The sequence below is a fragment of the Chryseobacterium wanjuense genome (genome assembly GCF_900111495.1).
GTDB classification, from domain to species: Bacteria; Bacteroidota; Bacteroidia; order Flavobacteriales; family Weeksellaceae; genus Chryseobacterium; species Chryseobacterium wanjuense.
Genome location: NZ_FOIU01000001.1, coordinates 895,382 through 917,107, shown reverse-complemented (window position 1 = coordinate 917,107; position 21,726 = coordinate 895,382). Strand labels below are relative to the sequence as shown.

General features: G+C 36.9%; 22 protein-coding genes. 12 read left to right on the top strand and 10 right to left on the bottom strand.

Translation table 11 applies throughout. The features are described 5' to 3' along the window. Nucleotides 1-2: 2 nt before the first annotated feature. The 4 genes from BMX24_RS04135 to BMX24_RS04115 all read right to left on the bottom strand — a co-directional run bounded on the left by BMX24_RS04135 (nucleotide 3) and on the right by BMX24_RS04115 (nucleotide 3,130). Nucleotides 3-836, bottom strand: coding sequence for a hypothetical protein (locus tag BMX24_RS04135; protein ID WP_089790798.1), 834 nt, complete (start codon nucleotides 834-836; stop codon nucleotides 3-5). A gap of 466 nt (nucleotides 837-1,302) precedes the next feature. Further along, nucleotides 1,303-1,755 carry a carboxymuconolactone decarboxylase family protein gene (locus BMX24_RS04130; RefSeq protein ID WP_089790797.1) on the bottom strand — a complete coding sequence of 151 codons (453 nt, stop codon included), beginning with the start codon at nucleotides 1,753-1,755 and terminating at the stop codon, nucleotides 1,303-1,305. 68 nt (nucleotides 1,756-1,823) lie between these two features. Beyond that, entirely contained in the window at nucleotides 1,824-2,399 is a 576-nt protein-coding gene (locus BMX24_RS04125) for a Crp/Fnr family transcriptional regulator (protein WP_089790796.1), read from the bottom strand. A gap of 419 nt (nucleotides 2,400-2,818) precedes the next feature. Further along, nucleotides 2,819-3,130, bottom strand: coding sequence for a winged helix-turn-helix transcriptional regulator (locus BMX24_RS04115; RefSeq protein WP_228404674.1), 312 nt, complete (start codon nucleotides 3,128-3,130; stop codon nucleotides 2,819-2,821). Between the two features lie 144 nt (nucleotides 3,131-3,274). Here BMX24_RS04115 and BMX24_RS04110 point away from each other — a divergent pair, with 144 nt between their 5' ends. Then, on the top strand, nucleotides 3,275-3,658 hold the full coding sequence (locus BMX24_RS04110) for a DoxX family protein (RefSeq protein ID WP_089790793.1): 384 nt from the start codon (nucleotides 3,275-3,277) through the stop codon (nucleotides 3,656-3,658). A 31-nt stretch (nucleotides 3,659-3,689) separates the two neighbouring features. Here BMX24_RS04110 and BMX24_RS04105 read toward each other — a convergent pair whose 3' ends face one another. Together BMX24_RS04105 and BMX24_RS04100 are read right to left on the bottom strand one after the other, a co-directional pair. After that, complete coding sequence (locus BMX24_RS04105) at nucleotides 3,690-4,139, bottom strand: nuclear transport factor 2 family protein (RefSeq protein ID WP_089790792.1); 450 nt, start codon at nucleotides 4,137-4,139, stop codon at nucleotides 3,690-3,692. Nucleotides 4,140-4,223: 84 nt separating this feature from the next. Continuing rightward, nucleotides 4,224-5,273 (bottom strand): NADP-dependent oxidoreductase, encoded by a 1,050-nt coding sequence (locus tag BMX24_RS04100; RefSeq protein WP_228404672.1) that lies wholly within the window; start codon nucleotides 5,271-5,273, stop codon nucleotides 4,224-4,226. A gap of 130 nt (nucleotides 5,274-5,403) precedes the next feature. On the opposite strand from BMX24_RS04100, the gene BMX24_RS04095 reads away from it, so the two are divergent. The 11 genes from BMX24_RS04095 to gwsS all read left to right on the top strand — a co-directional run bounded on the left by BMX24_RS04095 (nucleotide 5,404) and on the right by gwsS (nucleotide 15,370). Then, complete coding sequence (locus BMX24_RS04095) at nucleotides 5,404-5,760, top strand: winged helix-turn-helix transcriptional regulator (protein WP_042722127.1); 357 nt, start codon at nucleotides 5,404-5,406, stop codon at nucleotides 5,758-5,760. A gap of 152 nt (nucleotides 5,761-5,912) precedes the next feature. After that, the gene (locus tag BMX24_RS04090; RefSeq protein WP_089790791.1) at nucleotides 5,913-6,884 is read left to right on the top strand and encodes an aldo/keto reductase; all 972 of its coding nucleotides are present in this window, start codon (nucleotides 5,913-5,915) and stop codon (nucleotides 6,882-6,884) included. Beyond that, a complete protein-coding gene (locus BMX24_RS04085) occupies nucleotides 6,885-7,706 on the top strand; it encodes a helix-turn-helix domain-containing protein (RefSeq protein WP_089790790.1) in 822 nt (273 codons plus the stop codon). Nucleotides 7,707-8,302: 596 nt separating this feature from the next. Then, the gene (locus tag BMX24_RS04080) at nucleotides 8,303-11,185 is read left to right on the top strand and encodes a sensor histidine kinase (RefSeq protein ID WP_170835650.1); all 2,883 of its coding nucleotides are present in this window, start codon (nucleotides 8,303-8,305) and stop codon (nucleotides 11,183-11,185) included. Next, on the top strand, nucleotides 11,154-11,882 hold the full coding sequence (locus BMX24_RS04075; RefSeq protein WP_089790788.1) for a LytR/AlgR family response regulator transcription factor: 729 nt from the start codon (nucleotides 11,154-11,156) through the stop codon (nucleotides 11,880-11,882). The genes BMX24_RS04080 and BMX24_RS04075 overlap by 32 nt, the downstream gene beginning before the upstream one ends. 201 nt (nucleotides 11,883-12,083) lie before the next feature. Then, the gene (locus tag BMX24_RS20990; protein ID WP_139176728.1) at nucleotides 12,084-12,320 is read left to right on the top strand and encodes a hypothetical protein; all 237 of its coding nucleotides are present in this window, start codon (nucleotides 12,084-12,086) and stop codon (nucleotides 12,318-12,320) included. 54 nt (nucleotides 12,321-12,374) lie between these two features. Further along, complete coding sequence (locus BMX24_RS04070; RefSeq protein ID WP_089790787.1) at nucleotides 12,375-12,614, top strand: hypothetical protein; 240 nt, start codon at nucleotides 12,375-12,377, stop codon at nucleotides 12,612-12,614. A gap of 116 nt (nucleotides 12,615-12,730) precedes the next feature. Next, nucleotides 12,731-12,970 (top strand): hypothetical protein, encoded by a 240-nt coding sequence (locus tag BMX24_RS04065; RefSeq protein ID WP_139176725.1) that lies wholly within the window; start codon nucleotides 12,731-12,733, stop codon nucleotides 12,968-12,970. 74 nt (nucleotides 12,971-13,044) lie between these two features. Beyond that, nucleotides 13,045-14,052, top strand: coding sequence for a grasp-with-spasm system ATP-grasp peptide maturase (gwsG, locus tag BMX24_RS04060; protein WP_089790785.1), 1,008 nt, complete (start codon nucleotides 13,045-13,047; stop codon nucleotides 14,050-14,052). After that, a complete protein-coding gene (locus BMX24_RS04055) occupies nucleotides 14,045-14,257 on the top strand; it encodes a hypothetical protein (protein WP_089790784.1) in 213 nt (70 codons plus the stop codon). Before gwsG ends, BMX24_RS04055 begins: the two co-directional genes overlap by 8 nt. A 3-nt stretch (nucleotides 14,258-14,260) precedes the next feature. Continuing rightward, nucleotides 14,261-15,370: a grasp-with-spasm system SPASM domain peptide maturase gene (gene gwsS, locus BMX24_RS04050; protein WP_089790783.1), complete on the top strand. Its 1,110-nt coding sequence runs from the start codon at nucleotides 14,261-14,263 to the stop codon at nucleotides 15,368-15,370. 87 nt (nucleotides 15,371-15,457) lie between these two features. Here gwsS and BMX24_RS04045 read toward each other — a convergent pair whose 3' ends face one another. From BMX24_RS04045 to zwf, 4 genes are all read right to left on the bottom strand, one after another. Next, nucleotides 15,458-16,273, bottom strand: coding sequence for a DUF4249 domain-containing protein (locus BMX24_RS04045; protein ID WP_089790782.1), 816 nt, complete (start codon nucleotides 16,271-16,273; stop codon nucleotides 15,458-15,460). A gap of 3 nt (nucleotides 16,274-16,276) precedes the next feature. Next, nucleotides 16,277-18,616 (bottom strand): TonB-dependent receptor, encoded by a 2,340-nt coding sequence (locus BMX24_RS04040; protein WP_089790781.1) that lies wholly within the window; start codon nucleotides 18,614-18,616, stop codon nucleotides 16,277-16,279. Between the two features lie 894 nt (nucleotides 18,617-19,510). Then, complete coding sequence (gene pgl / locus BMX24_RS04035; protein ID WP_089790780.1) at nucleotides 19,511-20,221, bottom strand: 6-phosphogluconolactonase; 711 nt, start codon at nucleotides 20,219-20,221, stop codon at nucleotides 19,511-19,513. An 18-nt stretch (nucleotides 20,222-20,239) separates the two neighbouring features. Further along, a complete protein-coding gene (gene zwf / locus BMX24_RS04030) occupies nucleotides 20,240-21,721 on the bottom strand; it encodes a glucose-6-phosphate dehydrogenase (RefSeq protein WP_089792730.1) in 1,482 nt (493 codons plus the stop codon). Nucleotides 21,722-21,726 lie beyond the last annotated feature (5 nt).

Genomic DNA, 21,726 nt, shown 5'->3' with positions numbered 1-21,726 from the left:
TATTAATTTACCCGCTCGACAGTAAAAGTTGTCTCGACAAATTGGCTTGTACCTGGAGCAGGTATACCTACTGAGATAGGAACAACTACATCACCTGCTTCTAACTGCCATATATTGATCATCGTACCTGCATTATTACTCGTAACAAAGTCTCTATTGTATTTATATATAACTGTTCCTCGATAAGCAGTAACATCAATTCTGCCACCATTACTTCCAGGGGTACCTGTTGCGGGATAACCCGAATCAACGTATAATGTTATTCTGTACATGCCACTTACAGGTATTCTATATGATAATCCGGTAGATCCTGTCGTGTAAGTAGTTGGAGGCCCTAAATTTAATACCGCACTGCTGGGATTTACTAAGAAACGTGCTGCTGTAGTATTAGGCACCGAGGCTCCTGCCACAGGATTAACCGTTCCTGTAAAATCTGAAGGTTCAGTAGTACCTGCATAAATATTAGAGGATAAAAAATAAAGGGAAGTTGCAGGTGTTGGCGACCAGGTTCCGACTCCATTAGCATCAGATGTCAACACTCTGCCTGCGCCCTGAGTTCCATCTACGATCTTTATGGCACCCGCGGTTGTTCCGTTATTGATATCCAGTTTTCTGGTCGGTGCTACATTTCCAATTCCCATATTTCCGTTGTCTAATACCGTTACCATTTCTGTATTTGCGGAATTGTTGATTTCCAAAGCTTTTGTGGCATTCGTATTGCCCTTGGACACGACATCCAATCCGGCAGAAGGCATCTCTGTTCCTACCCCAACCTGAGCGTACGACAGGGAACTTAATAATAGTGAAACTATTATCAAGTTGCAATATTTTTTCATAAACTTTATTTTAAGATTACGATAAAAATAGAATATTTAAGTCACAACATTATGATAAAATTGTAGTAATAACACTACAATCTCGTAACATTATTACTACATTATTAGGTCATATTTTATATAACTAAGCCTGTGGTATATTTAAATAGATTGTTACTTAAAAATTTAAGTTTGTTAAATTTCTAAAATACAAATTGAGTATTCAATACTGTATTTTATAACAAATTTACTTGGAAAAGCACAATATATTTTTTCATTATTTTATGTCCGAAAAATTTTTAACAATATAGAGTGTCTTATTATTAAATCTATCTAAAATAATTTTCATTATTTTAATATAGTGATCAATTGACTCATATGAAAGTCCACATCGCTCACTTTTCCGCGTATCCTATTAATTGCGCCATATATTGTCGCATACTATGGTTAGACAAAGTTAAATGACAAAAGTATCCTTGCTAAAATCTTATGCAAGACTTTGTCCTATCAGCAGGTGGGTGCTTAATACAACCCTGTTCCAAAGATTGATGGTAATGACGGCAGTTATAATATCTGCAATTTGGGTTTCGCTAAAAAATTGTAAGGCGTTTGAATAGGTTTCATCTGATAATCCATTTTGATGGATTAATGTAATTTCTTCCGTTATTGCCAATACTACTTTTTCTTCTTCCGTAAAAATATCCTCTGTTTCTCTCCAGACATTCAATAGAAAAATACGCTGGCTTGTTTCGCCATTTTTAATTGCGTCCTGAGTGTGAGTGTTGATACAATACGCACAGCCGTTGATTTGTGAAGCACGGATTTTTATAAGCTCTTTGGTGGTCTTGGATATAGATGCCTGTGAAAGATAGATTTCTAAACCAACCATCGCTTTTAGTGCATTTGGAGAAACTTCTTTAATGTTAAATCGTTTTTGCATTATATTATTCTTTTAAAATTGTTTAATACAAAATTGGAGAATAAGAAAATGAAAAAACTTAAACCGGTTTAAGAAAGAAGCCTCTTTCGGATTTCGCTTAAATACTCGGGAGTAAACCCCAGATATGAAGCGATTAAGTATTGGGGAACACGTTGCACAAATTCGGGATGATTTCTTACAGCTTGGAAATAAAATTCTTCTTTCGAAAACGAAAAAAGAAATTTGATACGCTTTTGAGCCGCTGCATAAGCCCGCTGGTAAATAAAACGAAAATAGCGTTCCATTACCGGAAATTCTTTCAATAGTTTTTCCTGCTTATCTTGAGTGATGTAAAGTACAATAGATTTTTCTACAGCCTGAATATAGAATTCCGTACGGACTTGGTTTTCGTAGGCAAAGTTATCGGTAAGCCACCAGGTTTCAATGGCAAATTCAGTGGTTTGCTCAGTGCCTTTTTCGTTGATGTAAAACTTTCGCAACAAGCCGCTCAAAACAAAATAATAATGTCTGCAGATTTGTCCTTCCTCTAATAAGTTTTCTTTTTTAGCCACCTCTTTCGTATCAAAGAATTTTTTAATTTCTTCAAATTCATCGTCAGAGACTTGTGCGAATTTGGTTATATGCTTTTTAAATATATCCAACATTTGGGTTAAAAGAATTTTTGGGGTTAAGATTGCAGGTAACTTTCAAATTTATGCATTGCGTAAATCTTCTATATAACTTTCGTAAAGCTATTTGGTACTAATATAAAAATTTATTTTGATGATTTGCTTTTTAAGTGCTTACAAATCTTTTTCAACTTACATTGTTTTTGCATTGGTGAATCTTTTGTTTTTTTTGATAAAAACACATACAGATAAAATAAACCCGTTTCCTCAGACTGAAAATACCTTTAGCCACGTTCAGGAAATCATCAATCAAAACTTATTTTTGATGGTGTTTCATACTTAGAACTGATCTTAAACAACTTTTTTTAAAGAATTAAAATCAATCGTTATTTGTAATACTATTTCTTTAATGCAATTATGGTTTAATAGTAAAACAAGACGTAATCATTTACTTTTTAATTATCATTAAGCACAATACTTCTATGAAGTAATCCCCAGAAATGCAATTCATCCAGAACTTTACCTAAAGACAACCCATGCTCTGTGATTGAATATTCAACTCTGGGTGGAAATGTACTGAAAACCTCACGTCTCAGAAGCTTGTTTGCTTCAAGGCTTTTTAATTCTTTCGATAAGGTTTTATCGGTAATTCCTCTGACCTCGCGGGAAATTTCTTTAAAACGTTTTGGTTTCTCCGATAATGAAAATAATATGAGCAATTTCCATCGGCCTTCTACAGCTTCTAATGCATCCTGTATAGATAACATTGTTTTTGGGCAACCGCCATTTGATAGCATATATGTCTGATTTTGTCATTACTACCTTATTGGAAAGCGCTATCCAAAAGCATAGTAATATATTTTGGATAGTAAAGATATATAATTTTGTTTTTAATATTTAACTACAGAATTATGAACAAGCAGTCAAAATCAAAAAAAACCGTCAACATCCTAAAGGTGATATTTCAAGTTCTCCTTTTTTTTATATTGGGATGGGCAGGAATGATGAAATTTTTTAATTCGGATGATCTTCCTTTTCCCTGGATTAAAGATCATCCCCAATTAGTTCTTATTACCGGAGTTTTTGACATTCTGGGAAGTATTGGAATTGTTCTATCCCCCATTTTTGGTTTAAAAAGTAAAATTACAGTCCTCTCCTCCATTGGAATCATTTTTTTGATGCTGTCAGCAATTGTTTTTCATGTACTTAGACATGAAACGGGCGATATTACATTTAACCTTCTTATGATGGCTATGGCCGGATTTATCATTTGGGCTGAAACAAAAAATAATTAATTATTTAGAGAGAAGACAACCTAAACGGCTGCTATAATTCGGAAGAGTGAATTTCGCATTTTTCTTGCCACAAAAAATCTCCTATGCGCTTGTCAATAAGCCATTGATGATCGTGAAGGACATAGTGATCATTGTAAACAGCTCCTATGGTAGTCCTGATCTTCTTGTCTTTTTGATTGCTGATCAATGTGATCAGGCAATAACAGGTGCCTGTAGCCTCATCTCCTTTGATGGTAAATAGGGATTGTCCGTTAAAATGGTAAACGGTCTCCACATCTTTAAGAAATTCTGCGAAAGCCTTAGCCATAACATCGCGTCCTTTTAATTCCATAATAACTTTACCTTCTGCTCTGGTTTCTGATAGGGCGTTCTCTGTAAAAAGCTGTACCTGGTTGTTGAAATCTTTTTGGTCTCCCAAAATGGATACTTGGTCTATAAGCTCTTTGAGCTGTATTTTGTCTTCTGTTAATGTCTTTTTCATCGAATTACTATTAGAGTATACTATAAGGCAAGGCTTTCTGAGTTCAAAGAAAGCCTTGCTTATTTTTAATGTTTAGATTAATAATTACTGATCTACAGTTAAGACGATCTTTCCCTGTATATGCCCTCTGGCCGCTCTTTCATGAGACTGACGGGCTTCAGCAAGGGGAAACGTGCTGTCGATCACAACACGGATGATTCCCTGATCAAGCAACGTTGCAAGTTCTGAAAGCTGCTTGCCATTGGAACGTACCTGGGTCGCCGATACACTGACCCCTAACCTTTCTGCTTCATCACGATCTGAAAACCCTAAAGGGAAGATCGGAAATAATGATCCGCCGGACTTCAATGTCTTTAAAAATCTTCCTGTCTTGGGTCCTCCTACCGCATCAATAACAAGATCGATATCTTTTAAGATTTCGTCAGCATTTGTTTTGGTATAATCAATAAATTCATCGGCACCCAGCTCTCTTACTAATTCTTCCTGCCGGCCGGAAGCTACGGCAATCACTCTGGCGCCTTTCCATTTAGCGATCTGTACTGCGAAATGACCTACTCCACCCCCTGCTCCATTGATCAGTACGGTTTTACCTTCGAGAGGAACCGGCATGTGTTTATTCGGCTGAAGTGGATTCTGCTCATCGTGACCGACCTCAATCATAAACTGCCAAGCGGTAAGAAGCGACATCGGAGCTCCGGCTGCATGGATATGGTCAACACCGGCTGGTTTTACAGCAAGTTCTGACACAGGCACATTAACGTATTCTGCGTAAGCCTGACTTGGGCCATAGCTTGGAAATCTCACCATCGAATATACTTCATCACCTACTGAGAATTCCTTCACATCATCGGCAACCGATTCAATGACTCCCGAAATGTCTGTACCCAGAATGATGGGAAAAGGAACTTTCGGCTGCCATTCGGGAGGTAACATTTTGTATCCGTCACGCAGGTACCAGTCAGGGGGATTGAGGCCTATTGCCTTAACTTTTACGCGTACCTCTCCTTTGTTTAATTCTGGAACAGGAGCATCTTCATATATCAGTACTTCAGGACCTCCGAACTCATGCTGACGCACGGCTTTCATTATTTTATCTTTTCCAAAATGGCTTTTGTTTTTATCTGATTGTTGCATCTTTAATTTTTTTAAAATGATGGTACAAAATTAATTTAATGGTATCTTTACCACAAGTATGTACTTTTTGGTAATCTATGAACTAAAAGGTATGTATTACTGAAAATCAATATATTAAATTTATAAAAAGATGAAAAATAAAATAGCACCTGCTGAGATCGATCAGCAATGTGGTGTGGATTATGCCTTCAAACGGATTGGAGGAAAATATAAGGGAAGGATATTGTGGCACCTTAATTCCAAGGAAGTATTACGTTACGGAGAACTGAGAAGGACATTGCCAGATATTACCACCAAAATGCTGACACAGACTTTAAGGGAACTTGAGGACGACCGGTTGATTACCCGAAAAGTGTACCACGAGGTACCGCCAAAAGTAGAATATGCTTTAAGCGAAACCGGGATGGAACTGATCCCCTTCATCAAACATCTGCATCATTGGGGCAATAAGCAATTGGCGAAGGAAGTGATCTCCTGTGAAAAATGATAATTTTTAGCTTAAATTGTAAAGAGAACATCTTCAATGACCTTGCTTTACTGCTATAATAGTGAACCATACAGGAAAGTAAATTGAACCATACAGGAAAGTCAGTTGGTTGATAAATGGAGACCTTTGTCCTGTTACATTAAATCAATCACATGTCAGAAATTTCAAAAATTCAATTAGGTCAGAATGGACCTATGGTATCCAAGCTGGGTCTTGGGTGTATGCGAATGTCTTCGGTCTGGGGCGGGCCGACACCGGATGAAACGGAAAGTATTGCAACCATTCATCAGGCTTTGGACAGCGGCATCAACTTCCTAAATACCGGAGATTTTTACGGTGCAGGCCACAATGAGATGCTCATCGGAAAAGCCTTAAAAGGAAGACGGGATGAGGCCTTCATCAGTGTAAAATTCGGAGCGATATTCCATAATGGTCAATGGATCGGGCTGGATCTGCGTCCTGTAGCAATCAAGAACTTTGTCAATTATTCGCTGACCCGTCTGGGTATTGAAACCATTGATCTGTATCAGCCCTGCAGAATGGACGACAGCGTGCCCATCGAAGACATTATCGGAACGATCGCCGGCCTGGTGGAGGAAGGCAAGGTACGTCATATCGGGGTATCTGAAATCACTGCTGATCAGCTTCGGAAAGCCAACAGCGTTTATCCTATCAGCGCACTGGAGATCGGTTACTCCCTGGCAGATCGTCAGATTGAAAATGACCTCTTGCCGGCGGCTAAAGAATTAGGGATCAGCGTCGTAGCATTTACCAATACGGCAGAAGGTCTTTTAACCGGTGACCTACAGGCACCGTTGCCAGTTGACGATTATCGGAATCACTTCTCCCGTTTTCAGGGTGACAACCTGATCCATAATCTTGAAAAAGTGGCCGTATTAAAAGAAATGGCTCACGTTAAAAATGTTACCCCGACACAGCTTGCGATTGCCTGGGTGAAAGAACAGGGCGACCATATCATGCCATTGGTGAGCATGAGCCGAAGGTCAAGGCTGCCTGAAAATATCCCTGCAATGGAAATTGTGTTTACCCCGGATGAGATGAACATTTTAAACACTACATTTGCAATAGGTGCCATCAAAGGTGGTACTTACCTACAAAGATAAATGGAAAGTCCAGCAGAAATTCTTCCCGGTGTTATATTCTACTCCTACCTTTCTTCAGAACGGAAGGAAAAGGCCTGTGTTTGGAATCACCATACCCTGGTATTGCAGGTCTCCGGACAGATGGTTCTGGAAACCTCGGATCAGAATATCAGCATCTCTGCCGGAGATGTATTGCTGGTCCATAAAAATCAGCTTGGAACATTGACTAAAACGCCTGGACCAAATGGTCATTATGAAACGATCGTCATCTCCCTGCAAGAGGATCTGATGCGCCAGATCGCGCTGGAGGATAAAATGGAAGTTCACGGTAAATACACCGGACCTCCGAATCTATGCCTCCCCAATAATGCGTTTCTCACCGGGTATTTCCAGTCGATCGTTCCCTATGCCAGAAGCTCTGGTACTGAAATGACCGATGAATTGGGGCTGTTAAAGGTGAAGGAAGGCATCAAGCTAATACTGATTGCCGTTCCTGAGCTTCATAATTTTCTGTTCGACTTTTCAGAGCCTTACAAGATAGATCTGGAAAGATTTATGTTGAGCAATTATCATTTCAATGTGCCAGTTGAAAAGCTGGCACAGCTGACCGGGAGAAGCCTTTCAGGTTTTAAAAGGGATTTTCAGAAGATATTCGGAATGCCTCCACGTAAGTGGCTGCAGGATAAAAGACTGAATGAGGCCCGGCATCTCCTTGAAAGTAAAAATAAAAAACCGTCTTCCATCTATCTCGACCTGGGTTTTGAAAGCCTGTCGCATTTCTCTTATGCCTTCAAGAAGAAATTTGGTAGAGCACCGACCGAGGGATTGGTAAACACTGATTAAGATTACAAGTAGTACATAAAAAAAACAACCCTGAAGAGTTCAATGATTCTTCGGGGCTGTTTTTGATGATGGTTGAGCTGCGATTGCTCTTAGTATGGATCTTCTTTAAGGACTAGGAAAGCATTAATTTTTTTTCCGTTCTTAGCCTTCATATTTTTCTTCAGCGGGGTTCTTGACGTCGAAATGAGGCAAAAGTTATAGTGTGGGTAAAGCCTTAAAACCTCACCTATAGGACAACTCAGAGTATCAACATGTATAATTGTGATGGTATACTTTCAGGAAACAAGACGAATATTTTAATAATTATGGATTCTCTGGCTTTTTGTAAAATATTTCATGTTCAATTGAAATATTTTATATATTTACCGCTTATGATTATGCTAATACATAGAGGAGAAGCTCGAAAATCCTCTAAAGAGTAGCTTTGTTTAAAAAGTAACTTATTTGTAATTCCATAGTTATCTAGTAACCCATGAAACAAATGACCATCTGCTAGGGATAGTCTTTCAACAAAGATTATGAAAAATGTTTATCATTTCGCTGTCTTTATATTTATAATTTTCTTTCAATCCTTATTTTTTGCACAAATTCCAGGGATGATAAATTATAATCAGGAAGATGGGTTGAATTGTACAGTAACCTACCGTTTGATCCAGGATGAGCAGGGTTTTCTCTGGATAGGCAGTGATAATGGTTTTTTCAGATTTGATGGGATTGAATTTAAAAATTATAATGCGAAACAGGGACTGAAAAATATAGAAGTACTGGGAGTATTAACATTAAAAAACAAAATTTTAATCATCCCTTTCCTTAATAATATTGCATACTTAGAAAAAGGGGCTATTTACAATACAGATACAGATCCGGAGCTGCGTAAAATAAAAACCGGAACAGGAGGTTTTGAAGCGTATTACAATAAGCAGAGAGATGAATCTTTCATTTTAAATACAACCGACTTAAGCTGTATTTACAAATATAAAAATGGTAAGGTACAAACGATTCCATTATATATTAATCCTGATAAAAACCGATTTAGCCTTATTGATTTTGATACAAACTCTTTTGAGCTTCTTTTATCTGATCAAAACAACAACATTTTTTCATATAATATTCTAAAAAAGAAAAAACATGTTTTTATTATTAAGCTAGAAAAAAAGGAATGGCTGGTTCAATTAAAAAACAATATCCTCATATCAATTAACAAAAACGGTAATAAGATCTTCTTATACCGCCGTAAAGGAGACACTTTTAATAAAATACATACCCTCGAACTAGAAAAAGAGCATGACATTCATGACATTCATATCGATGATAATGAAAGACTTTTAGTAAGCCTGAATAGTGGCGGAATATTATTTTTTAATCAACCTATTACAAATTTCTCTCCCTCAAAGAAGCCCTATTTATTCCTTCAGGATTATGTTATCAATGATATTTTAATAGACAAGGATAAAAACATCTGGTTTTCGTCCCGGGACAACGGCATATTCTTTATTTCTAAAAATTTTTTTGCCAATTATATCAACTATTTTTCCGAGATAAAAAATTCTGCCAATATTACGAGTATCGCTGCTAATTCCAATTCGGTATTCCTCGGTTATAATGTATCCAAAGCAGCTATCTATTCCCCAAATAAAAAATACACGGAGTTTGTATTGGACCATTCACAAAAAAATGAACACAGGGCAATCTTTGCCAATGACAAAACTGTACTTTTTGGGCAAACCCAAAGGGTATCTCAGATGAATCTTTCTAATTTTAAATCATTCACACCCAAATCTTTACAGACGTTTAATATCAAAAACATAGTCCCCTACCTCGACAATGAAGTGCTTATCTGCAACAGTTCGAATGTAAGCCGGTATAACTATCAATTGAAAAAAATAGTCGATACTCTGTTTAATGAAAGATCCTACACCGCATTATCTTATCAACCCGACAGCCTGTTTGTAGGGAGTTTCAAAGATCTGTATAAAGTAAATGTAAAAAATAAGCAAAAGAAACTGTTTCTGGAAGGCTATTATTTTACCGATCTAAAAAAGCTGAAAGACAACTTATATGCCGGCGCAACCAATCTGCATGGAATTGTTATATTTAATAATCACAAAATCCTTAAACAGATTACACAGGCAGACGGATTGGTCACAAACCAAATAAAAAAAATAGATATTGAAAAGCCTAATATTCTCTGGGCCAGCACCAATACCGGGCTGATAAGGATAGAACTAACAAAGAATAAACCTAAAATCAACCTTTTTACCCAAACAGACGGTCTTCCCTCGGATAAAGTTGCCGGATGCGTGATCAAAAAAGATACTTTGTATATAGGTACTTCCAAGGGATTAGGTATTTTATCCATTAAGGAGCTGTTGACCCAGCAAAAGTTCATTAATAAAAAAGTAATCATCAATTCAGTCATCATAGGAGCCCGGGAGTATTTTGATATCAGCAACAATCTGACCACCGAAAGTCCACACAACGATATTATTTTTAATCTGAGCTTTCCTGATTTTACCTCTCAGGGAAAAATAAGCTACAAATATAAAATGGAAGGCCTTAATGACAACTGGAACATCAGTAATTCATCAAAAATCATATATAATTCTTTACCTCCGGGGAAATATATTTTTAAAGTGTTTGGATTAGGCCATGGTGGAAAACAATCCTATACCTATGCCTCAATGCCGATAGAGATTAAGCCCAGGTTTTGGCAGACCTGGTGGTTCAAAGCTGCGGCTGCATTACTAATGATTTTACCGATAGTGATTGTAATAAATATTACGCTTCACAAACAGCGGGATAAAAAATTAAAGAAAATCATTCATGAAAAGAAAATTGCAGAACTTGAACTGCAGGCTATTAAAGCCCAGATAAATCCCCATTTTATCTATAATTGTCTCAATTCTATCCAGTTTCTTCTCTACAAAAAAGATTATAATGAAACGGAAAACTATCTCGACATCTTTTCTCAAATGATCAGGAAAACACTGCACTATTCCGAAAAAACATTTATGTCGGTGCAAGAGGAAACAGAATACCTTTCCCTTTACCTGAACATGGAAAAATTGCGCTTAAAAGATCAGCTCGAATATACAATTACTGTTTCTGAGAGGGTAAACCCGGAATGGCAGATACCCTCCCTACTCGTACAGCCGTTCGTAGAAAATGCTATAAAACACGGTATTTCCGGGCTTAAAGACCGCAAAGGAAAAATTGACATTGCATTTGATTACTCAGACTCTACACTTTCTATTGCTATTGAGGATAATGGTGTGGGTATTCAAAATAAACAGGAAACAATGGCGAAAAATAATTCATTCGGGGTTAAGCTTTCCCAAAAGAGAATTGACACTTTCAAACAGCTCTTTGATACCAACGTCGTTTTGGAAATCAACAGTCTTTCTGAAAAAACATACGGAACACAGATAAAACTATACATTTCACCTTATGAAAACAAAAATACAGGCCTGCATCATTGATGATGAAAAGGACGGCAGAGATTACATTTCCCTCTTGCTGCAAAATGAATTTCCGGAGATCCAAATCGCCTTTCAGGCAGCAAGTGTAGAAGATGCTTATATATATCTTACTAAAAACTCACCCGACATACTTTTTCTGGATATTCAGCTGAAGGATGGCAACGCCTTTGACCTTCTTTCGAAATTTAAAGAGATTCAGTCTGAAATTATTTTCATTACTGCTTTTGAAAACTTTGCCATTCAGGCCATTAAGAACGGAGCGACAGACTATCTTTTAAAGCCTATTAAAAAAATAGATTTCGTAACTGCTGTAAACAAGGCATTGAACAATATCAAAAAAACAAAAAACTTAGTAAATAATCCGGGACAGAATAAAATTGCCTTACCTACCGCTCAGGGCTTTACATTAATTGATATTGCCGATATTGTGCATTGTGAAGCAGACTCCAACTATACAATTTTTCATCTTAACAATAAAACAAAAATCCTGATATCCAAGACACTTTCTGAATTTGAAAAACATCTTTTGGAATATAACTTTTTCAGAATCCATCACAAGCATTTAATTAATCTTTCTCATCTAAAAGAGTATATAAAGGGGAAAGGCGGCCAGGTGATGATGACAGATAATTCTGTTTTGGAAGTATCTGTGCGAAAAAAGAACGATTTCCTGCTTCGGATAGAATACCGGGACTAAACGGACACTTATTACTGGATTTTTACACTTACGCGCCGAAAGTAAACACTTGCTGGTTTATTCTATATTGGTTTTCAATGCTATAGTATTTTTGTTTTACAACAAGGATCAGGAGAACACAGCTATACCTGAATAAAGTGCTGTACGCCGAACAATTGCTCCGTGGCGGTAAGAAAGGAGCAAAAACCAAATCTAAATAACATGAAACTAGAATCTTTAAAATCTTCAAAGTTTGAAGCTATGACGAACAGTCAAATGAGTATGATTAAAGGTGGGTATACCGAGAGAACCGGCTCGGGATCCTTAATTGGATTACCTGGTGGCGGTATACGTACAGCCAGCTCTGACACATTGATCTGGGATGATAATGGGAAAGGACTACAGCATGTAAGTTTTGTAGATTCTGAAACCGGTCTGCAAATGTCCTATTATGCATAATCACTTATAAAAATTAATACCCAAATAAATAAATTAACAACCAAATAATTTAATATGAAATTAGAAAGTTTAACATCTGAAAAGCTTGAACCGCTTACCAATAACCAAATGAGTAAAATCCGAGGAGCCGGAAATGTGGCAACAAATTCAGGAATATTTATGAACAACGGGCACCCAGAATTTTCTTCTCATGATGTTAATGTTTATAATGATAGTACCGGCCAGCTTCTAACACAGGTTTTCTGGGGCGAAGATGGTACTAAGCATGTAATATCTGTCACACTTGGTAAGTAATATAATAAGTTGCAACCATATTATATCCGGGGACACAGCGATCCTGAATACAATGCTGTACGCTGAACAATTGCTCCGTGGCGGTAAGAAAGGAGCGAAAACCAAATCTAAATAACATGAAACTAGAAAGCTTAAAGTCTTCAAAATTTGAAGCAATGTCCAACGAAAAAATGGGAATGATTAAAGGAGGATTTATATCAGCAACAAACTCCAGAGATGTTAATACTGGTGCTCCTGTTCCAGACAGACAGGAGATCACAGAAGTTAAAAATATACATGGCGTTGTTACTGGTTATATATATGGATGTACTGAATATCAGATTAATGGTGTCTGGCTTTCACCCATTGCTCACTAAGAAATTTTTAATTGTCGGAGCATTTGCTTCGGCATTTTTTTTTAATACTATAATTAATATTCAATTTATAAAGAATGTATCTGATTCAAAGCAACTCTGATGACAAGTCTACGAATGATATAATAGATTGGATACTTTTTCTCAATGAAAACAGAAATGATCTATTTCGGTTAAACGATACAATTATAGTAGACAATTTCACATATCAGCTAAGTTATAAAAATGGAGAGCACTTTAATATCAACAATAACCTTGAAACTCTAAAAATAAAATCATTTTGGTATAGAAGAGGAAGATTTAGCTATAACGATTCTATTCTGAAAACAAACAATCTCCTATCACAACAATTGATGAATGGAATACAAAGTAATTTTCACAGGGAAAACAAACATATTAATAATTGTCTGTATCATATATTAAGAAAAAAAGGAAATATAAATACATTCAATGATAATTTCACCAATAAAATTGCAAACTTGTCTGCCGCTATGGAAATCGGCTTAAATATTCCTGATGTTCTGGTAACAAACAATACAGCAGATCTGATTAATTTTTCTTTAATCCACGAAAAGATAATCACAAAAGATATTGAAATGAATGCAATAAAAGCATCTTATAATGAGAACTACAATATTGTAATTGAACCAAGTGTAAAAATTTTACGCAGAGAGGACATTCTACCAAAAAATAAGAAAACTAAAGGAACCTTTTCTCTTTACCAGCAATACATTGAGAAGAAATATGAACTCCGCATCTTCTATTTAAAGGGAAAATTTTATCCAATGGCTATATTCTCCCAAGCCAGCGAAAAAACAAAGATTGATTTCAGAAATTATGATAAAGAACGGCCAAACCGTTGCGTACCATATAAGTTACCACAGGAAATTGAGCAAAAACTCATCTGTTTTATGCAAAGTATCGATATGAATTCCGGCTCTATTGATATGATCTACACACCGGAAGGAGAATATGTATTCCTTGAGGTGAATCCGGTAGGACAATTCCAGTGGCTTTCAAAAAGCTGTAATTATGATATAGAAAGGGAAATTGCGCTTGATTTAATAAATGAAACTAATGACTGAAGAAGATAAAATAAAAGAAAAAATAAAAACCTGGATTGAAGAAAACAGAGATAAGCTGCCTCTCAATATAGACAGCTGGAATATTCAGGTTTTTAAACGAGAAAAAACTTCCCGGCCAAAAACAATAAGCCTGGGAAAATACAATGCTGAGATCATCCGATCCGATCCATTCTACAAACCATATTCTAAGACTTCAATATTGTAAATTATGGAAAATTTTTTGCTTTTGTACAGCCATTGTATTATCGTGAATGGAGCTTCCAGAGCAATTATTTGTGATCTGCAGCGAGGCAGCATCTACCCCATTCCTCTTGTTTTCGCCTCTTTATTTAAAGACGAAAGGTATATTGATATAGTAAAGACAATGGAAGAGCTGGATGATGAGGGAAGAGAAATTCTAAAAGAATATTTTGATTTTCTTGAAGAAAAGGAACTGGCTTTTTACTGTTCACAGCAGGAATTGAATTGTTTTCCTAAAATGTCCAACGAATGGCTGTTTCCAGCACACATTTCGCATTGTGTTTTAGATGGGCAAAGCAGTCTATCTTATTTTGACGAAGATTTTTTAAAACAACTGGAAATTTTATGTTGTAATTTCATCCAATTCCGTTTTTTCAGGGAAGCTGATTGGGATGAACTGCACAGAATATTAGCTTTAATAAACAACTCACAAATAAAATCAATAGAAATTATAGTACCCTATAAAACTACGGATACTGAATTTTATAAGAAGGTTGAAGATTTTGTAGAGCAAAATGGTAAAATTAGTAATCTTACTATTACGGGAGCTGCAAAGACTCATATTTATAAAGAAGGAATGCACGGAATGGGATATATTTTACAAACTAAAACATTGGTCGACAGCCAAAGCCATTGTGGTATTGTGGATAGCTCTTTATTTTCAATTAATATTCCAACTTTTACAGAATCTCTCCATTACAATAGCTGCCTGAATCGTAAAATAAGCATAGATATTAATGGTAATATCAAAAACTGCCCGTCTATGCCACAAACCTTCGGAAATGTAAAAAATACGAATTTGGAACATGCATTACAACATCAGGATTTCAAAAAATACTGGGATCTTAGCAAAGATAAAATAGAAATTTGTAAAGATTGTGAGTTCAGATATATCTGTACCGATTGCAGAGCTTATACAGAACGTACACACACCAAAGACGGAATGGATGTCTCTAAACCTTTAAAATGTGGGTACAACCCCTACACTTGCCAATGGGAAGATTGGGTTACGGATGCACAAAAGGAAAAAACTATTAAATATTATGAGATATTAAACCCTTTAAACGGCTTTGTTTAGCTTTTTAACATATCTGAAAAGAAATAACTGACAAAAAAAGCTACTCTCATCATTAAGAGTAGCCTTTTATAGCTTGGTGATTATAATCTATTGAATGATAATACTTCTTTTCTGTACTGTATGTGCCGAGAAATATCCCAGGGCTCCATTATCAATATTGCTTGGAGGATTGGAAGGAGTTACACCTCCGCCAGGTCCGCCATCCTCTGAAATCTGCAGAAGAGCAGAATAATAGGTGAATATATTGTGATCGATGGACTGCATTTCTACATAAACAGTATCTCCAGGCACTACCTTATGATCAGTGGGATCATCATCGTTGTCCTCATTGGGAAGGAACAAAGGTCTTTGGTTGACCATTCCGTTATTCACATTATCTGAAAATACCTCAAACGTCTTTTTCGTCATGTTATTGATCGTAAAATTGAATAGGTAACGGTTCCCCAATACAGCCGGATCAGTAAAAACAGGTAAAAGCGTATAAGTGGTTTCACTTCCGAACGTAAACGAATCCTGCGTCAGACCATCAAAGTTGACAACTTCGGGCATTGTACTTTGAGCTGTATATTGTTTTCCTTCAGCCTGTATTTTCAGGGTATAAGTTCTCCCGGTCACTCCGGTAAAAGCTGTTGTTATATATTTTCCGTCACCCACATACTGTAAGGTTTCCGTCTGGCCTGTATTATCACTTACAACAACCTGTGCATCAGCAACCGCAGGATACTGGTTGTTTTGGGTAAAAGCTACAGATTTTGTGATTCTTACAATATATGGTCCCGGCTGATTCGTTATATTGCCCTCTATGACGATGTTTCCACTCTTGTCATCCAGATCAAGATCTATTTCCTTTTCGCAGGAAGTCAGTAAAAACAGCGATAATATGATAAAAATAATATTCTTCATGATCTAAAATTTAAAATTGTAAGTGATGTTTGGGACCCAACGGAAAAGGGAAGTCTGCATAGCTCGCGTTGTCCCCGGATTGTTCGGATTATCCTCAAAAGTAATTGTGTAAGCATTTTCACGGCCGTAGATATTATAAATACCGAATGACCATGAGCCTTTGAAACGTTTGGTGGATTCCGGTTCATAGGTAGCGCTCAGATCCATTCTATGATAGGCAGGCATACGGTCTGCGTTCCTGCTGCTGTACTGAAATATGGTCTGTCCGTTCAGCTCGTATTTCCCAGTAGGGAAAGTAACGGCATTTCCTGTACTGTAAAGGAATAATCCGGATAAAGACCATTTTTTATTCAGCTCGTAAGTGGCTACAATAGAAAGGTCGTGGGTTTTATCCATTCTGGCGTTGTACCAGTCGTTATCGTTGATTCCGTTTATTTTTCGTTCCGTTTTAGATAAAGTATAAGAGATCCATCCGGTCAGTCTTCCGCTTTTCTTCTTGGCGATCAATTCCAATCCGTAAGCTCTTCCTTTACCATACAGCAATTCACTTTCTACATCTGCTGCCGTATCAAAAGTGATCTGCGCACCGTTTTTAAAATCGATCTGGTTCTGCATAGACTTGTAATAGATCTCAGCATTCAGTTCATAATTGTTGTTATTGAAATTTCTGCTGTACCCTGCACTGATCTGATCGGCTATCTCCGGTTTTACACTGTAGCTGCTCCCGATCCACTGATCTGTAGGATTTCCACTACTGCTGTTGCTCAGAAGATGCAGATTCTGTGTGTTGCGGGAATATCCGGCCTTGATGCTGCTCACCTCATTAATACGGTAATTGGCGGTAATTCTCGGTTCAAGATTAAAATATGTTTTCCCGAATTTACCTTTTTCCAAAAACCGGCTGTCTGTAATTACCCCATTGTCATAGGTATTATACGTGTCACCGCCCAAAATACTGAAGGTAGAAAGTCTTAAACCATAATTTACGGTCAGTTTATCAGTGGCTTTAAAATCATCATTGATATACACTGCATTTTCCCATGATTTTCGTGGATTTCTCGGAAAGCTGCTCACACTCGTGCCCGAAGCACTACTGGGTGTAATTGTATGATGAATAGACTGAAGCCCAAAACGTACCGAATGTTTATTTCCCGCAAACCAGGTAAAATCCTGTTTAAGGTTCCAATCCTCAATTTGGGAATCTAAACCAAACGTATTATCGTTGCTTTTCAGGCTGAGCTTATAATTGTAATTACTGTAAATTAATGAAGTATTGGAAAACAGTTTACTGCTGATGATGCTGTTCCATCGGAGCGTAGCGGTTGTATTTCCCCAATCTGTTGAGAACGTATCGCCCAACCCCAGGACATCTCTTCCGAAATACCCGGACAGATAAAGGCGGTTGTTTTCATTGATCTGATAATTGGCTTTTAAATTCAGATCATAGAAGTACAGCTTACTATCCTTATAATCATCACTCGCCTTAAGAAACAGATCAGCATAGGTTCTTCTTCCGGAAACGATAAAAGAAGATTTTTCTTTCTGAATTGGACCTTCCACACTCAGCCTACTGCTAATCAGTCCGATCCCTCCATTCACATTATAATCTTTATTATTTCCATCTTTCATTTTAACATCCATCACCGAGGAAAGGCGGCCTCCGTACTGGGCAGGGCTGTTCCCTTTGATAATGCTGGCGTCTTTCAGTGCATCACTGTTGAAGGTGCTGAAAAAGCCAAGCAGATGCGAAGCATTATAAACAGGAGCTTCATCAAGTAAGATCAGGTTCTGGTCTGTAGCTCCACCTCTTACGCTGAATCCACTGCTTCCTTCCCCGTTGCTTTTGATTCCCGGTAAAAGCTGTATCGTTTTCATGACATCTTTTTCCCCGAATAAAACTGGCAGTTTTTCTATATTTTTGATGCTTAGAGTTTCAGTTCCCATCTGGGCCGAAGTAAGATTTTTATCCTTTTTGATTCCTGAAATAACAACTTCATCAATCTTTCCTACCTTTTCATCCTCTTTTTCTTCCTGGTCGAGCGGCAGATCCAGTTTTGTATTCTGTTCAACCTTTACAGGCAGCTCAAAATCCCGGTAACCCGGATATGAGACAATCAGCGTATAACTCCCCGCGGGAAGTGACAGTGAGTAAAAGCCATATTCGTTAGCAATCACGGAGATAGACGGATCTTCACTTACTTTTATGGTAACTCCGATCAGCAGCTCTCCATTTTTGTGATCTTTCACAGTACCGCTTACTGAGTATTTCTGCTGCGCCAGAGCCATGGAACTTAAACAGAGGACAGCGGCGGTGACAGCAGTCTTAAAAAACAATTTTTGCATTGAGTTTAAATTTTAATGTAGTAAAAATCTGTCAAATAGTAAATTTGGGTTTGATGTTAAGCTAATTGTAGAGGAGAAATTAGATGAATGAAAGTTTTAATGTTAGGCATAAGGGTTCTTAGTTTACTGTCAAACGTAAAAAATCAAACGATATTACTAGTATTGAAAAAAATATTATGCTTTAAAACAGAATATTTACTCTTGAGTTCTTAAGAGTAGGTTTTTTCTTGAATATTTTGAAGAGGCAACGATATATTTGAATGGAATCTTTGAGCGCTACCTGGCGATTATATTATCACAACACGTCTGATTACAGATAAATCACCTGTAAATTGTGGTGAATTTATTGCTTTCAACTTAAGTAAAAGTCCAACCACAGGGTTAAACAATGCATTTCCCAACCAAGACATCCATCTTTCAAGCGGATCTATTGGGTTTGATTTCGTATATACCTCCAATATAGCATATTTGCAATCTGGAACATATTATATGCGTGTGCGAACCAGTGGAGGGTGCACGTCTAATGTAACAAGATCTAATTTTGGAGAAAATAGCTTTACCTTAACATTGTTAAAATAGGTTTTAGAATTTATTTTCTTCTTATTAAGAAGAAACTATTCCTCTTCACTCGCTGCATTTTTAAGCTGCATCAAAAGCGTATACGCGTTTTGGTTACGGTTTTCTGTTTCTAAAATTTTTCAACATTTTTGATTCGAACAAAACCATTTCCAGATTCTCCAAATGTTACTACAGGAAACAGTTTATAGTTTTTTTTTCGATACAGAAAAAGTTATTCCGGAAAATTTTTTGAGTTGTAAGGGCTCAAAGTTTTCCGGAATAACTTTTTAATTTACATAGTTAGTGAGTCACTACCAATTTTTTTGTTTAAAAACATTAAACTCCTGCCTCTTCATCAGTAAAAATCTTTACTCCATTTCTTTTTTCGATTAACTGAAGCGGATATAGTTGTGGATTGTATTTTCCATTCAAAACCTCATTCAGAGCATGCTTTTTAGATTTACCAAACGTAACAATCAGGATATTTTCGGCTTTGTTAATGATGGGTTCAGTTAAAGTAATTCTGTACATTTCCTGAGGCTTTAGATAATAAGCATCTACCCATTTTTCTTTTTCTTCTAAAACTTTTTCCCCCGGAAATAAAGATGCCGTATGACCATCGTCACCCATTCCTAAAAGGATAAAATCGAAAATACCATTTTCACCCAAAACATTTCTGATTTGCTCTTCATACACCTTGGCATAGTTTTCAGGTTCGATTCCGTCTTTATACATTGGAAAAACCTGATTTTCACTTACGGGAATTTTATCCAAAAGCGTTTCTAAAGTCATTTTAAAATTACTTTTTTCATCGTCCAAAGAAACCCATCTTTCATCTACCCAAAAAAAATAGAATTTGCTCCATTCTATTTTTTCTACATATTCCGGAGTCGCTAATAAGCTGAAAATAGCTTTTGGAGAAGAACCGCCGCTTAGTGCAACCACAAACCTTCCGTGTTTTTGAATTGCCTTTTCTGAAAGTTCTACGAATAGATCCGCTGCATTTTTATACAGAACATCCAGATCATTAAATATTGTAATATCCATTTACTTTTTAATTAAATTTTAAATCCATTGATGCCCCTGTCTTTCCAACAATGCATTGCTGTCATCGGGACCCCAACTTCCTGCTTCGTAATTCGGGAAAGAAGAATCCTTCGTTTCCTCCCACGTTTCCTGAATCGTTTTTACAACATCCCAAGCTTCTTCTACCTGATCAGAGCGCATAAACAGAGTAAGATCTCCTACAAGTGCTTCCAGTAAAAGTGTTTCGTACGCTTCCGGAGTATCTGTATGACAGGCAAAATTATCAAAAATCATTTCCACGGGTTTCAGTTCTAAGGAAAGGCCGGGCTTTTTAGACATAAACTGTAATCTGATATCCATCTGTGGCTGGATATTAATAATCAATCGGTTTGCCGACAGAAGTGACGTAGTTTCTGAAAATGTAGAATGCGGAAGCGGTTTAAACTGAATCGTAATATAAGAATGTTTCTCCTTCATCTTCTTCCCTGTACGAACATAGAAAGGAACGTTTTCCCATCTTTCATTATCCAGATAGAACTTGATGGCAACAAATGTTTCCGTATTTGAATCTGGAGCAATTCCTTCTTCCTGACGATAACCATTTACTTTTAATCCTTTTACTTTTCCTCTTCCGTACTGACCTCTCACAGCGTAATGATCTACTTTATCAGGTGAAATTTTGCGGATCGATTTTAACACATCCACTTTCCGATCCCTGATCTCACCAGACTCGAGTGAAACGGGAGGTTCCATGGCAACCATACAAAGAATTTGCAAAAGATGATTTTGGATCATATCGCGCAAAGCTCCTGTCTGTTCATAAAAACCGGCTCTCGTCTCTACCCCCACTTCTTCGGCAACAGTAACCTGCACCGATTCTATATGCCTGTGATTCCATAAGGGTTCAAAAATTGAATTTCCAAACCTAAATGCTAAAATATTCTGAACCGTCTCCTTGCCTAAATAATGATCAATACGATAGATCTGTTCCTCCTGAAAGGTTTGTGAAAGAAGATTATTTAGTTCTATAGCAGATTCTTTATTATGCCCAAAAGGTTTTTCGATAATAATTCGATCTTTTGCAGGATCCGATGCTATTGATGTATTTTTAATATGATTTGAAATTACCGATACAAAGTTTGGCGCAATGGAGAGGTAGAAAAGCCTGTTTCCTCTCATTCCGTAAACTTTATCAAAGCTTTCCAGTTTTTGATATAAATTTTGATAGGATTTTTCTTCATCCAGTTGATGCTGAAAATAACTGATATGTGCCTGAAAGCCTGCCCAGTCTTCCGGTGTAACACTCCTTCTTGAAAAACTCTCCAGATTTTCTTTTATATAAGCTCTGAACTTTTCATCCGTATTTTCAGCTCTTCCTAAAGCTAAAATATTAAACCCTTTCGGCATTCTTCCATCTACATACAAATTATAAAACGCAGGAAAAAGTTTTCTTTTTGCCAAATCACCAGTAGCACCAAAAATAACAACAGTTGTTGGATGCAGGATTGTATTATCGCCCATCTTCG